Raw genomic sequence first — 15099 nt, 5'->3', positions numbered from 1 at the left:
TGGAGGAATTAAAAAATGGAAGTTATAAATGTAAGTAAAAATTATGGTCATTCAACCATTCTCAAAGATATAAATTTCGCACTTAATAAGGGTGAAATTGTTGGTCTAGTAGGGAGAAACGGAGTTGGTAAGAGTACATTGATGAAAATTCTTGTTCAGAATAATCAGCCGACTTCAGGGAATATTATAAGTAGTGATAATGTTGGCTATTTAATCGAAGAACCAAAATTATTTTTATCTAAAACAGGTTTAGAGAATTTAAAATATTTGTCAAATTTATATGGTGTTAACTACAATCAAGAAAGATTTGGGAGTTTGATTCAAGAGTTAGATTTGACTCAGTCTATTAATAAAAAAGTAAAGACCTATTCTTTGGGTACAAAACAAAAATTAGCTTTGCTTTTAACTCTCGTTACGGAACCTGATATATTGATTTTAGATGAACCGACTAATGGTTTAGATATTGAATCATCACAAATAGTTTTAGCAGTTCTAAAAAACTTAGCTTTACATGAAAATGTGGGAATTTTAATATCGAGTCATAAATTAGAAGATATTGAAGAAATTTGTGAGAGGGTTCTTTTCTTGGAGAACGGGCTTTTGACATTTCAAAAAGTAGGAAAAGATAGTCATAATTGCTTGTTTGAGATAGCTTTTTCATCAGCTACAGATAGAGACATTTTCATTACCAAACAAGAATTTGGGGATATTGTTCAGGAAGAGGGATTGAGAATTACTATGTCTGGGAATATTCAAAGTAGTGAGCTTTTTAAATTTTTTAACGAAAACTCTATTAAAGTAGTTGATTTTGAAACTAAAAAAGAGACGCTTAAAGATATTTATCTAAATCGTTCAAAATAAAGGAAGGTTATAATCATGAAATTAAATAAATTGAATTTTCTTAAGGAAAATATAAGAGATTTATATTCATCAGGCGTAATATATCTAGGATTGGTTATCTCGTTTATACCGCCTATACTGGTTACATTCTTTATTCTAAAGACTCAAGGGACATCACTTGGTATTAAGCATATTTCAAATTTTTATGCTATGCTCGGTATGTTAATGGCTGTTATACATGCTAACCGAATTATTAGCAGGGATTTTTCCCACAATACGATCAGTTTATTTTATAATCAACAGAAAAATCGGATGATTTACGTCTTGTCCAATTTTCTATATGCCATCTCAGTTTCCATTATCTATGCTTTGAATGGTATTGTGTTACTAGTCATCGTAAGTAAATTGGGTGTTCCAGGTGATTTAGGATTAGATTTTATTGTAGCCATTGTAGTCAATACAATTTTGTTAGTCCTATTTTATTTTCTATTATCTTACATTTTCTATTTATATAAATTGAAAAGTGGCTTGGTATTTGGTATTTTAGTAGCTTTACTACTCTTTGTCCCTAATATATTAAATACGATTATGATGAATACTAGTAATGATTTGTTTATCAAAGCGATTGAACTTCTTCCTTTTTATTCCTTACCTGTATTTGTTGCTTCAAATACGATGTCTATTAGTCAGTATCTTGTGGTAATCACTACAATCATTTTATTGTATTTTTTCACTCTCAAGAAAAGCAAGGAGTATTCATTTTAGTTTCGTTTAGTATTATTTTGCAGACTTAAAATCCAGCAAAAAATAAAAAGATGTTGCGCTGACTAAAGAAAATTAAAATGTATAACAGAGGTAAACAGGTAATTGTAGGGGAATTAAGCCTTCTATTGATGAGCATGAATTTTCTTATAACATTATCCAACAAACTGACCTATGAAACTTCAAAAATTCAAAAACCACACGGTATTCCTTTCAACTTGATTGTATTCAAGACTGAAACTACTTGAAAATATTTAATATTTTTCTTTAATTGCTTGACAGGTTATATATGTTGATTTATAATATAGGTAAAGTAGGGATTGTGTAAGCGTTAACAACTACAGCGCCCTTAACTTTGTATTCAGCAAAGAATTATGATGTAACTAGAAAAGGGGTGGAAAAATGTTTAAAAATAAGGAGCTTTTTAGAGTAGTCATGATATTTGTAATAGGAATCATCCTCATTTTAATGACACCCGTCTTATTTAAAGTTGTTATGGAACTATTTTCAAAATAAATAGGCCTCTGTTTTAGGCGGAAAAGTTAATCAGGAGGTTAAGTGATGAACTACAATTTAAAATATCTCTTATCAGGAATATTTGTCCTAGCCTTTATCGGTTTCCTAGTCTGGATGCGTTATTTTAATCAGAGGAAGGAAGAAGAGCATTCGGATGTGTCTTTTGAAGCGAGGTTAGATAGTGAAGTCAAGAACTTGTATAAACAATTAGGATTGGGTGAGGAACCTCACTATTTCTTAGCTTATCGCTACTTACACCCTTGGTTTAATCTAGCGATTTTACCACCAACAGTTGAAATTTTCTTAACTAAAATAGCGCTGGTGATGGTGACTCCAGATGAACTACTGATAAGAAATCTTGGAAATGGGATGACTTTCACAAGTGAGCATCATCGTGATTTGCGACAAGGACTTATCCGCATTCCAAAATCAGAGATAAAAGAATTTGAGATTCGTAACTGGAAAAAAGTTTTTGTATTTGGCGATTTTTTGACAATTAAAACAAGCCAACATAGCTATTATTTGCAGGTTAGAGATGATGGACTTCAAAAAGGAAGTCTTTCTACCAAACATTTCTCCGACTTGAAACGACAAGATTTTCTCGGATTATTGACAGATAAAAGGACATTCTGAGAGACAATTGCCCTAGTGGCTTATTGTAAACTTTACAAATGAGCTGTAAACACTAGAATCCATTCAGAAAGGCAATTCCTATGAAAAATAAAATTTTAATCATTGTTTATATTTTAGCCTCGCTGTTCATCAGTTTTGTAATCTTTTCACTTTTGCATATTGATTTTAAATGGTGGATAACTCTGGCTATAAGTGCAGGATTTATTTACACCTACTTAAAATTTAGTAAAAAATAAAAAGTACCTGCACCTATCTCGCTTTCGTCTCTTCACGGGAGGTATCTCTATGAAAAAAATCAGTCATCTTTGTATGCTCCTGCTCTTGCTGTGTACTACATTTTTTGTCCTGAATGTAAATGTTACACGTGAAATAGTGCGGATTCAGGAGATGGGCAAGACAACCTATTCATTTGACTTGTACTTGAAAGATGTCACTAAACCGACAGAAACGATTCTCCAATTTTTTGAAGAGGTTGCAAATCAAGACAAGGTCTCTATTATCAAAGTAGATAATGGCGATGAAGCCGTCAAGGCTGGTGTTTTTAATAAGGAAACCTTCCCCTATCAGGAGTTCGGTCTGACTTCTCTTGATTTTTCAAAGAATGAGAAGGGGGTCTACAGCAACCAGGATCTTCCCAATAATCTAGGAACCATTCCCACCTTTTTAAAGGTGAAACTCATTCGACTCCAGACCTTCCAATCTTATATTGAGGATAAATCCCATACTGTAAATGGGCGCTACATGATTACCTCCAGCAAAGAGATAGATCGCGATACCATTCTACAAAAGTGGAGTGATTTTTTCCAGATAGATAAGACGATTTTATTAGAACCCACTTACCGAAGTCAGGTTGGAGTGCTAAATCAAGAGTTGTTACTATCTATCATTATCTTTATCTTGGCAATCTTACTTGTGATTTTAATGACAGTTTATCAGCCGATGATGGAGATGAAACGAGTGGGGGTTCAAAAGTTACTTGGTTTCCAAAGCAGGGCGATTTTAGCTGGTTTTGTAAAGACTAATTTTTATCTTCTCTTGGGTGGAAGTCTTGTCATTGACTTGGGACTATTTTTAGTGCTGGACTACAGACCAAAACTTTTGTTCCCAAGTTTACTCTTATCCCAATTTCTGCTTTTACAGTTGTATTTGTTCATCAGTTGGCTGACCTACCTGATGATTCAGAAAATGACAGTCAGCTCCATGTTGAAGGGTTTTTCATCTGTCAAACTTGGTCTTATCTTCAATTATGTGATGAAAATAGGGACAACTATTTTACTGACAGCCTTACTGATTGGGGTGGGCAGAAGTCTAGAACAAGAAAACAAAGAACTTGCTTATCAGCAACAGTGGGTAAGCCAAGGAAATTACCTGACCTTAGAAACCTTCAAACTCAATGATAATCTGTGGCAAGAAGAGCTAGCAGGGTCAGGGAAATCTACAGATTATTTCTATCGATTTTATCAGGATTTGGTAGAAAAAACGCAGGCGGGCTATGTGCAGAGTAGCAGTCTTCCTGTAAAAAATTTTGTCCAATCAGAACAGATTCAGCAATATCAGTTAACAGATACGGTGGATGTTTACTATGCCAATCGCAATTTTCTAAAGAGCAAGGGATTCAAGCTACCAGATACCGGTATTAAAAAAGTTCTTTTGATGCCAGCAAGTACGAAAGGTGAAGAAGATAAAAATCAGCTCTTGGGGAAGTTAATTGCCTTTCATTCGATGAAGTATGAAGAGCAGCAAAAACGAACGATAGAGGAGATGGATGTCGAGATTGCCTATTATGAAGGAGATTGGTCATTTTTCCCATATAGTGATAAGCGAAAGGAAAATCTCTCCAATCCAATTATTAGCTTGGTCAATGATTCTGATATGATGTGGGATGAGAAAGCCTCCCTGTCAACAACTGGCTTAAATAATCCGATTAAAATTGAAAATACGGTTCAACATCAAAAAGAGATTACAGAGTTAGTTGAGAAATTGTCAGATGGAAATTATTTAAAATTTTCATCGATTCAAGCAATTCAAGAGGGGATAGTTGATACCTATCGGGATTCTGTTCGTAATTTTAACGTTCTTTTTGCCTTATTTGCTCTTCTCAGTATGATTGTCTCCTACTTTTTACTCGTTACTACTTTCTTGTTGAAGCGCAGGGATATCATTACCAAGAAGTTTATGGGGTGGAAACTGGTCGATCGCTACCGTCCTCTCCTCGTTCTGCTCTTGCTGGGCTATAGTCTGCCTCTTCTAGTCTTGATTTTCTTTGCCCATGCGCTCTTGCCGCTTCTGCTGTTTGCAGGCTTTACATGTCTGGATATACTATTTGTGCTAGCCTTGGCTTCTAGGATGGAGAAAAGAAGTCTAGTAGAGTTATTGAAAGGGGGCATCTTATGATTGAGTTGGAAAATATTACCAAAACCATTGGGGGAAAAGTGATTTTGGATCACTTGTCTCTCAGGATTGATCAGGGGGATTTGGTAGCCATTGTTGGAAAAAGTGGTAGTGGTAAGTCGACCTTGTTAAATTTATTAGGTTTGATAGATGGTGATTATAGCGGACGGTATGAGATTTTTGGTCAGACAAATCTAGCGGTCAATTCTGCTAAGTCGCAAACAATAATCCGTGAACATATCTCTTATCTGTTTCAAAATTTTGCCCTGATTGATGATGAGACGGTCGAGTACAATCTCATGCTGGCGCTGAAATATGTGAAATTGCCTAAGAAAGACAAGCTCAAAAAGGTGGAAGAGATTTTAGAGAGAGTAGGTTTGTCAGCTACTTTGCACCAAAAGGTCTCCGAGTTGTCTGGTGGCGAACAACAACGAATTGCAGTTGCTAGAGCCATCTTAAAACCCAGCCAGCTGATTTTAGCCGATGAACCAACAGGTTCTCTGGATCCTGAAAATAGAGATTTGGTCTTGAAGTTTCTCTTAGAGATGAATCGCGAGGGGAAAACAGTCATTATCGTGACCCACGATGCTTATGTAGCCCAACAATGTCATCGGATTATTGAATTGGGCGAGGGAAAATGAGTTCATTCAGCTTCATTTGACTGACTGAATACTCATGTTTTTCAGAGAGAAATAGCATAAATACGCCTAGGAATGACATTTTTATGTAATTTTCCTAGGTTTTTCTGTTTTAAATTGAAAAAAATTACAATTTAGGCTTGACAAAGGATGAAGATAGGTGTATTATTTATACAAACAAAAGGAATAAACATAAAGGAGGCTTTGTTATGAATAAGATGAAGAAGGTGTTGATGACGATGTTTGGTTTAGTGATGCTCCCCCTACTATTTGCTTGTAGTAACAATCAATCGGCTGGAATTGAAGCCATCAAGTCCAAAGGAAAATTGGTTGTAGCCCTTAATCCAGATTTTGCTCCATTTGAATACCAAAAAGTGGTTGATGGGAAAAATCAGATTGTGGGTTCAGATATCGAATTAGCCAAGGCTATCGCAACAGAACTAGGTGTCGAATTGGAACTATCTCCTATGAGTTTTGACAATGTATTGGCTAGTGTTCAATCAGGAAAAGCCGATCTTGCCATATCTGGTGTTTCTAAGACAGATGAACGGAGCAAAGTGTTCGATTTTTCAACTCCCTACTATACTGCAAAAAATAAGCTCATTGTCAAAAAATCTGACTTGGCCACTTATCAGTCTGTCAACGACTTGGCGCAGAAAAAGGTTGGAGCGCAGAAAGGTTCGATTCAAGAAACGATGGCGAAAGATTTGCTACAAAATTCATCCCTCGTATCTCTGCCTAAAAATGGGAATTTAATTACAGATTTAAAATCAGGACAAGTGGATGCCGTTATCTTTGAAGAACCAGTTGCCAAGGGATTTGTGGAAAATAATCCTGATTTAGCAATCGCAGACCTCAATTTTGAAAAAGAGCAAGATGATTCCTACGCGGTCGCTATGAAAAAAGATAGTAAGGAATTGAAAGAAGCAGTCGATAAAACCATTCAAAAGTTGAAGGAGTCTGGAGAATTAGACAAACTCATTGAGGATGCCTTTAAAGCGTCCATTGAAAAATAGAAAGAAGGAAAAGAATATGAGTAAAGAAAAAGTAATTTTGGCCTATTCTGGCGGTTTAGACACATCAGTTGCTATTACCTGGTTAAAGAAAGACTATGATGTTGTTGCAGTTTGTATGGATGTGGGTGAGGGGAAAGACTTAGATTTCATCCATGATAAGGCTCTCAAGGTTGGGGCAGTCGAATCTTATGTCATTGATGTTAAGGACGAATTTGCTACAGATTATGTGCTAGTGGCTCTTCAGTCACATGCCTACTATGAACAAAAGTATCCCTTGGTATCTGCCTTGAGCCGCCCTCTGATTTCTAAAAAATTGGTTGAAATCGCGCATCAGACAGGAGCGACTACAATTGCTCATGGTTGTACAGGTAAGGGGAATGACCAAGTACGTTTTGAAGTATCGATTGCAGCCTTGGATCCCAATTTAAAAGTGATTGCGCCAGTTCGTGAATGGAAATGGTCTCGGGAGGAAGAAATTCATTATGCCAAGGAAAATGGGGTACCTGTTCCTGCTGACCTTGACAATCCCTACTCTGTCGACCAAAATCTTTGGGGACGTGCCAATGAGTGTGGTATTTTGGAAAATCCATGGAATCAGGCTCCAGAAGAAGCCTTTGGCATCACAACTTCTCCAGAGCAAGCTCCAGATATGCCAGAATACATTGAGATTGAGTTTAGTGAAGGTGTTCCAGTTTCCCTCAATGGAGAAGGGTTAAAATTGGCAGATTTGATTCAAAAACTCAATGAAATAGCTGGGAAACATGGGGTCGGACGGATTGATCACGTGGAAAATCGCTTGGTTGGGATTAAATCAAGAGAAATCTATGAGTGTCCAGGTGCAGTGACTCTGCTGACAGCTCATAAGGAAATTGAGGACTTGACGCTTGTGAGAGAAGTGGCTCATTTTAAACCAATCATAGAAAATGAATTATCAAATCTCATTTATAATGCTTTGTGGTTTAGTCCGGCTACACAAGCCTTGATTTCTTATATTAAAGAGACTCAAAAAGTTGTCAATGGGACTGCAAAAGTCAAACTGTATAAGGGGAGCGCTCAGGTCGTGGCTCGGAAATCACCAAATTCACTTTACGATGAAAATTTGGCGACGTATACTAGTGCAGATACCTTTGACCAAGATGCGGCTGTTGGCTTTATTAAGTTGTGGGGACTTCCAACTAAGGTTCATTCTGAGGTTCAAAAAAGCGCCAAATAGGGCGATTGACTAGAGAGGTGGATGTGATATGGCTAAGAATACAAAATTATGGGGTGGTCGCTTTGAAGGTACTGTCGAAGACTGGGTAGAGCGCTTTGGTGCGAGTATATCTTTTGACCAGAAATTAGCTAAATTTGACTTGATTGGTTCTTTAGCCCACGTTCAGATGTTGGGTCAGACGGGTATTTTGAGTTTGAATGAGTCAGAAAAGATTCAAGCAGGCTTGAAAGAGCTTTTAGAAGAGCTAGAGGCAGGTCAACTTGACTTTGATATCGCAAACGAAGATATTCATATGAATATGGAAGTGTTTCTGACAGAAAAAATTGGTCCCCTTGCAGGGAAGTTACATACAGCTCGTTCTCGAAATGACCAAGTTGCGACAGATATGCACTTGTATCTCAAGGAGCAACTAGGCCATGTCCTAGATAAACTGGCTCATCTCAAGGGTGTTTTATTAGACTTGGCGGAAAATCATGTGGAGACGATCATGCCGGGCTATACCCATCTGCAACATGCCCAGCCTATTAGTTTTGCCCATCACCTGATGGCTTATTACAATATGTTTCAGAGAGACAGTGAACGTTTTGAATTTAATCAGCAGCATACAGACCTATGCCCTCTAGGTGCGGCAGCTTTGGCAGGAACGACTTTCCCCATTGATCGCCAATTGTCTAGCGATTTGTTAGAGTTTAAGCAACCTTATACAAATTCTTTGGATGCTGTTAGTGACCGCGATTTTATCTTAGAATTTCTATCCAATGCCAGCATACTCATGATGCACATGAGCCGTTTTTGCGAAGAAATGATCAATTGGTGTAGCTTTGAGTACCAATTCATTACCTTGTCAGATACGTTTACAACAGGTTCCTCTATTATGCCCCAAAAGAAAAATCCAGATATGGCTGAGTTGATTCGAGGAAAGACTGGTCGAGTTTATGGGAATCTGTTTGGACTATTGACAGTCATGAAGTCCTTGCCCTTAGCTTATAATAAGGATTTGCAAGAGGATAAGGAAGGGATGTTTGATACGGTCGAAACGATTTTAAATTCTTTGGATGTGTTGGCCGGTATGTTATCTAGCTTGCAGGTAAACAAGGAAAAAATGCAAGAGTCGACAGAGAAGGACTTTTCAAATGCGACTGAGTTGGCAGATTATTTGGCAGGAAAAGGCTTGCCATTTAGAGAAGCTCATGAGGTTGTGGGAAGATTAGTGTTAGACTCTATCAAGTCTGCTAAAAATATTCAAGATTGGACTTTGGAGGAATTACAAACCTATCATTCCCTCATTGCCGAGGATATCTATGTTTACTTGCAACCTAAAACTGCTGTTCAAAGACGAAATTCCTTGGGAGGTACAGGGTTTGACCAAGTGAAATACCAAATTGAAGTCGCTAAGAAAGCGAATGAAGCTAAAAAGTGCTAGATTGATAGGTTCAGAATAAGAGGATGGTAGATTATCAGCCTCTTTCTTGTCTTCTCTAACCAAGCATGTTATAATGAATACTGCTCAAGCGACCTTCAATCGTGAAGCACACACGACCTTCAATCGTGAATAAACGAATAGATGGGAGACTTACCATGAGTGATAACTCTAAAACACGTGTTGTCGTGGGGATGAGTGGTGGTGTTGATTCGTCGGTGACGGCTCTTTTGCTCAAGGAGCAGGGCTACGATGTGATCGGTATCTTCATGAAGAACTGGGATGACACAGATGAAAACGGCGTTTGTACGGCGACCGAAGATTACAAGGATGTGGTTGCGGTGGCAGACCAGATTGGCATTCCCTACTACTCTGTCAATTTTGAAAAAGAGTACTGGGACCGCGTTTTTGAGTATTTTCTAGCGGAATACCGTGCAGGGCGCACGCCAAATCCGGACGTTATGTGCAATAAGGAAATCAAGTTCAAGGCCTTTTTGGACTATGCCATGACCTTGGGGGCAGACTATGTAGCGACTGGGCACTATGCTCGAGTGGCGCGTGATGAGGATGGCACTGTTCACATGCTTCGTGGTGTGGACAATGGCAAAGATCAGACCTATTTCCTCAGCCAGCTTTCGCAAGAACAACTTCAAAAAACCATGTTCCCACTGGGGCATTTGGAAAAGCCTGAAGTTCGCAGACTAGCAGAAGAAGCAGGTCTTGCGACTGCTAAGAAGAAAGACTCGACAGGGATTTGCTTTATCGGAGAAAAGAATTTTAAAAATTTCCTCAGCAACTACCTACCAGCTCAGCCTGGTCGCATGATGACTGTGGATGGTCGCGATATGGGCGAGCATGCAGGTCTTATGTACTATACGATTGGTCAGCGTGGTGGTCTCGGTATCGGTGGGCAACACGGCGGTGACAATGCACCTTGGTTCGTTGTCGGAAAAGACCTAAGCAAGAATATCCTCTATGTCGGCCAAGGATTCTACCATGATTCACTCATGTCAACTAGCCTAGAGGCTAGTCAAGTCCACTTTACTCGTGACATGCCCGAGGAATTTACGCTAGAATGTACGGCTAAATTCCGCTACCGTCAGCCTGATTCTAAGGTGACCGTCCATGTCAAAGGAGACAAGGCAGAGGTCGTCTTTGCAGAACCGCAACGCGCGATTACACCAGGACAGGCAGTTGTCTTTTACGATGGCGAAGAGTGTCTAGGTGGTGGCTTGATTGACAATGCTTATCGAGATGGACAAGTTTGTCAGTACATTTAGATTGACAAATTTTCTCAATTTGCTACAATAATAAAAGCAATAGAAATGATGGTCAAAGCTCATGGATGTTGCAGGCTTTTTGTCCTGCACTTCTTTGGAGTTTTGACTGTTTTTGTGTCGTTTAGAGGAAAGGAAAAAAGATGATTCAACAAGACTTTCGGACAAAAACAGGAAATACGGTTTTTGGTGTTCGGGCGACAGCCTTGATTGTCCAAAATCGCAAGCTTCTAGTCACCAAAGATGAGGGCAAGTATTACACTATCGGCGGTGCGATTCAAGTCAATGAAAGCACGGAAGACGCGGTAGTCCGTGAAGTGAGGGAAGAACTGGGTGTCAAAGCTCAAGCTGGGCAGCTAGCTTTTGTGGTTGAAAATCGTTTTGAACAGGACGGTGTTTCCTATCACAATATCGAGTTTCATTATCTGGTGGATTTGCTTGATGACGCCCCATTGGCCATGCAGGAAGATGAGAAAAGTCAGCCCTGTGAGTGGATTGATTTGGATCAGCTCCAGAATATCCAGCTAGTTCCAGCCTTTTTGAAAACAGCCCTACCAACTTGGGACGGCCAACTAAGACACATTCATCTTGAGAAATAGGAGAGAAACATGACTTATCATTTTACTGAAGAATACGATATTATTGTAATTGGTGCGGGACACGCTGGGGTAGAAGCATCCCTAGCAGCTAGCCGTATGGGCTGTAAGGTCTTGCTTGCGACTATCAACATTGAAATGCTGGCTTTCATGCCTTGTAATCCCTCTATCGGTGGTTCTGCCAAGGGAATTGTTGTGCGTGAAGTCGATGCCCTCGGTGGTGAAATGGCTAAGACCATTGACAAGACTTACATCCAGATGAAGATGCTTAACACAGGGAAGGGTCCTGCCGTTCGTGCCCTTCGTGCGCAGGCTGACAAGGAGCTTTACTCTAAGGAAATGCGCAAGACAGTCGAAAATCAAGAAAATCTGACCCTTCGTCAGACCATGATTGATGAGATTTTGGTGGAAGATGACAAGGTTGTTGGTGTTCGTACAGCAACCCATCAAGAGTATGCTGCCAAGGCTGTTATCGTGACCACAGGGACTGCTCTGCGTGGGGAAATAATTATCGGAGACCTCAAGTACTCATCAGGTCCTAACCACAGCTTGGCTTCTATTAACCTTGCTGATAATCTCAAGGAATTGGGACTCGAAATTGGTCGTTTCAAGACGGGTACACCTCCACGTGTCAAGGCTTCTTCTATCAACTACGATGTGACAGAGATTCAGCCAGGAGACGAAGCGCCTAATCACTTCTCATACACTTCACGTGATGAGGATTATGTCAAGGACCAAGTGCCATGCTGGTTGACCTATACCAATGGTACCAGTCATGAGATTATCCAAAACAACCTCCACCGTGCGCCTATGTTTACAGGTGTGGTCAAGGGAGTGGGGCCTCGTTACTGTCCATCGATTGAGGACAAGATTGTGCGCTTTGCAGACAAGGAACGCCACCAACTCTTCCTTGAGCCAGAAGGGCGCAATACAGAGGAAGTCTATGTCCAAGGTCTTTCAACCAGTCTGCCTGAGGATGTCCAACGTGAGCTGGTTCATTCTATCAAAGGTTTGGAAAATGCTGAAATGATGCGGACAGGTTATGCCATTGAGTATGACATGGTCTTGCCACACCAGTTGCGTGCGACTTTGGAAACCAAGAAAATCTCAGGACTTTTCACTGCTGGTCAGACAAATGGAACGTCAGGTTACGAAGAGGCAGCAGGCCAAGGGATTATCGCTGGGATCAATGCGGCTCTGAAAATCCAAGGCAAGCCTGAATTGATTTTGAAGCGGAGTGATGGTTATATCGGGGTGATGATTGATGACTTGGTGACCAAGGGAACCATTGAACCCTACCGTCTCTTGACCAGTCGAGCTGAATACCGCCTCATCCTCCGTCATGACAATGCTGATATGCGTTTGACCGAGATGGGACGCGAGATTGGCCTTGTGGATGATGAACGCTGGGCTCGTTTTGAAATTAAGAAAAATCAATTTGACAATGAGATGAAGCGACTAGATAGCATCAAACTTAAGCCAGTCAAAGAAACCAATGCTAAGGTTGAGGAGATGGGCTTCAAGCCGTTGACCGATGCAGTGACAGCTAAAGAATTTCTTCGCCGTCCAGAAGTGTCTTATCAAGATGTGGTGGCTTTCATCGGACCAGCTGCAGAGGACTTGGATGACAAGATTATCGAATTGATTGAAACAGAAATCAAGTACGAAGGCTATATTTCCAAAGCCATGGACCAGGTTGCCAAGATGAAACGCATGGAAGAAAAACGCATTCCAGCCAATATTGATTGGGATGATATTGATTCTATTGCGACGGAAGCCCGTCAGAAGTTCAAACTCATCAATCCAGAAACCATCGGCCAAGCCAGCCGTATTTCGGGAGTAAACCCAGCAGATATTTCTATTTTGATGGTGTATCTTGAAGGTAAAAATCGTAGTATTTCTAAAAATCAAGAAAAGAAAGCATAGAGAAAAACAGCTCCGAAAAATCGGGGCTGTTTTGTTGACTTGTACTCAATGAAAATCAAAGAGCAAACTAGGAAGCTAGCCGTAGGTTGCTCAAAGCACTGCTTTGAGGTTGTAGATAGAACTGACGAAGTCAGTAACATATATACGGCAAGGCGAAGCTGACGTGGTTTGAAGAGATTTTCGAAGAGTATTATTCTTCATCTGGTGTGAGAATCATCGGGATGATAATCGGTTCACGTTCGGTATTTTCATAGAGGAAGGGGCGAATAGCGTTGACAATGGCACCATTGACTGATTGCACGCTAGCGTCCTTGTTTTTCAGTGCGATACGAATCGCATTGAAGAGGATACGCTGGCTTTGGCGAATCAGGTCGCCAGACTCTCTCATGTAGACAAAGCCTCGGCTGAGGATGTCTGGACCAGATAGAATCATCTGCGATTTGAAGTCAACAGTTGCGACTGCTAGAACGACACCGTCTTCAGATAGATCACGACGATCTTTAAGAACAGCTGCACCAATTTCACCGATACGATTTCCATCGACATAGATGTCTTGGGCGTTGAAATGACCTGCTATACGAGCTGAGTCAGCAGTGAGGGCAAGCACATCACCATTGCTCATGATAAAGATATTGTCCTTCTCAACACCAGTATCTACCGCTAGTCCAGCGTGGACTTTTTGCATGCGGTATTCACCGTGAACAGGCATGAAGTATTTTGGCTTAATCAAGCGGAGCATGAGTTTTTGCTCTTGCTGGCCACCGTGTCCAGATGTATGGATATTGTTAACCTTACCGTGGATAACTTCGACACCAGCTTCAGAAATGATGTTGATCAGCTTGTTGACGCTAGTCGTATTTCCAGGGATTGGACTAGAAGAGAAGATAACCGTATCGCCTGGTTGGAGTTGCACCTGACGGTGGGTTCCGTTGGCGATACGAGAGAGGGCTGCCATAGGCTCGCCCTGACTACCTGTACAGAGGATAAGAATCTCGCCTGCAGGGTAGTCTTTGATTTCATTTGGCTCGATAAAGGTTCCCTTAGGAGCTTTGATGTAGCCAAGCTCAATTCCGTTGACAATGGCCTTTTCCATAGAACGACCAAAGACAGCAATCTTGCGTCCAGTCTTAACAGCAGCTTCTGTTGCTTGCTGGAGACGGAAGATATTTGAGGCAAAGGATGCAAAGATGATACGTCCCTCTATGCCTTGGATAATCTTCATGATGGACTGGCCAACGACTTTTTCAGAGTTGGTAAAGGTTGGAATTTCTGCATTTGTCGAGTCAGACAGGAGACAGAGTACACCGTCTTCACCAAGAGCTGCCATACGGTGCAAATCTGCTGGTTCACCAACTGGTGTTAAGTCAAACTTGAAGTCACCCGTACAGACAATTTTCCCTTGAGGAGTATGAATGACAATCCCCAAAGGCTCTGGAATAGAGTGAGTCGTTCTAAAGAAAGTTGCCTTGAGATTTTTAAAGGTCAACTCAGTATTGTGGTTGATTTCGTAAAGTTTGGCGTTGCGCAAGAGGCCGTGTTCTTCGAGTTTCCCACGGATCAAAGCCAAGGCAAGCGGCCCAGCGTAGATAGGGACATTTGCTTGCTTGAGTAGGAATGGAATCCCACCGATGTGGTCCTCGTGTCCGTGTGTGATTAAGACAGCCTTGACGCGGTCGATATTGTCTACGATGTAAGAGTAGTCAGGAATGACATAGTCGATACCCAGCAAGTCATCTTCTGGGAATTTAATCCCAGCATCGACGATGACAATCTCGTCTTGGTATTCAATTCCGTAAGTGTTTTTCCCGATTTCTCCCAGACCACCGATGGCAAAAACGCCGACTTCTTCAGGTTTAAGAGTATAGGCCATA

At 40.6% G+C, this 15099-nt stretch carries 12 protein-coding genes; 11 read left to right on the top strand and 1 reads right to left on the bottom strand.

The window, feature by feature from the left end:
* The first annotated feature begins 15 nt into the window (after positions 1–15).
* From ACLV7Q_RS09670 to mnmG, 11 genes are all read left to right on the top strand, one after another.
* Entirely contained in the window at positions 16–861 is an 846-nt protein-coding gene (locus tag ACLV7Q_RS09670) for an ABC transporter ATP-binding protein (RefSeq protein ID WP_218757250.1), read from the top strand.
* A 15-nt stretch (positions 862–876) separates the two neighbouring features.
* Entirely contained in the window at positions 877–1605 is a 729-nt protein-coding gene (locus tag ACLV7Q_RS09665) for a hypothetical protein (protein WP_173218682.1), read from the top strand.
* Positions 1606–2163: 558 nt separating this feature from the next.
* Positions 2164–2751: a hypothetical protein gene (locus ACLV7Q_RS09660; protein WP_218757251.1), complete on the top strand. Its 588-nt coding sequence runs from the start codon at positions 2164–2166 to the stop codon at positions 2749–2751.
* A gap of 285 nt (positions 2752–3036) precedes the next feature.
* Positions 3037–5145 (top strand): bacteriocin-associated integral membrane family protein, encoded by a 2109-nt coding sequence (locus ACLV7Q_RS09655; RefSeq protein ID WP_218757252.1) that lies wholly within the window; start codon positions 3037–3039, stop codon positions 5143–5145.
* Positions 5142–5783: an ABC transporter ATP-binding protein gene (locus ACLV7Q_RS09650; protein WP_218757253.1), complete on the top strand. Its 642-nt coding sequence runs from the start codon at positions 5142–5144 to the stop codon at positions 5781–5783. Before ACLV7Q_RS09655 ends, ACLV7Q_RS09650 begins: the two co-directional genes overlap by 4 nt.
* Positions 5784–5989: 206 nt before the next feature.
* A complete protein-coding gene (locus ACLV7Q_RS09645; protein WP_001038474.1) occupies positions 5990–6796 on the top strand; it encodes an ABC transporter substrate-binding protein in 807 nt (268 codons plus the stop codon).
* A 16-nt stretch (positions 6797–6812) separates the two neighbouring features.
* Entirely contained in the window at positions 6813–8009 is a 1197-nt protein-coding gene (locus ACLV7Q_RS09640; protein ID WP_218757254.1) for an argininosuccinate synthase, read from the top strand.
* Positions 8010–8037: 28 nt separating this feature from the next.
* Positions 8038–9432 (top strand): argininosuccinate lyase, encoded by a 1395-nt coding sequence (argH, locus tag ACLV7Q_RS09635; protein WP_218757255.1) that lies wholly within the window; start codon positions 8038–8040, stop codon positions 9430–9432.
* A 155-nt stretch (positions 9433–9587) separates the two neighbouring features.
* The gene (gene mnmA, locus ACLV7Q_RS09630; protein WP_218757256.1) at positions 9588–10709 is read left to right on the top strand and encodes a tRNA 2-thiouridine(34) synthase MnmA; all 1122 of its coding nucleotides are present in this window, start codon (positions 9588–9590) and stop codon (positions 10707–10709) included.
* Positions 10710–10849: 140 nt separating this feature from the next.
* Positions 10850–11305 (top strand): NUDIX hydrolase, encoded by a 456-nt coding sequence (locus tag ACLV7Q_RS09625; protein WP_218757257.1) that lies wholly within the window; start codon positions 10850–10852, stop codon positions 11303–11305.
* A gap of 9 nt (positions 11306–11314) precedes the next feature.
* Positions 11315–13228 carry a tRNA uridine-5-carboxymethylaminomethyl(34) synthesis enzyme MnmG gene (mnmG, locus tag ACLV7Q_RS09620; protein ID WP_218757258.1) on the top strand — a complete coding sequence of 638 codons (1914 nt, stop codon included), beginning with the start codon at positions 11315–11317 and terminating at the stop codon, positions 13226–13228.
* A gap of 190 nt (positions 13229–13418) precedes the next feature.
* Here mnmG and rnjA read toward each other — a convergent pair whose 3' ends face one another.
* Positions 13419–15098 (bottom strand): ribonuclease J1, encoded by a 1680-nt coding sequence (rnjA, locus tag ACLV7Q_RS09615; RefSeq protein ID WP_218757259.1) that lies wholly within the window; start codon positions 15096–15098, stop codon positions 13419–13421.
* Between the last annotated feature and the right edge of the window lies 1 nt (position 15099).

This window comes from Streptococcus mitis, assembly GCF_965111725.1.
Classification (GTDB): Bacteria; Bacillota; Bacilli; order Lactobacillales; family Streptococcaceae; genus Streptococcus; species Streptococcus mitis_DV.
Note: the sequence above shows the minus strand (reverse complement) of the source record. Positions and strands in the feature narration are given on the sequence as shown.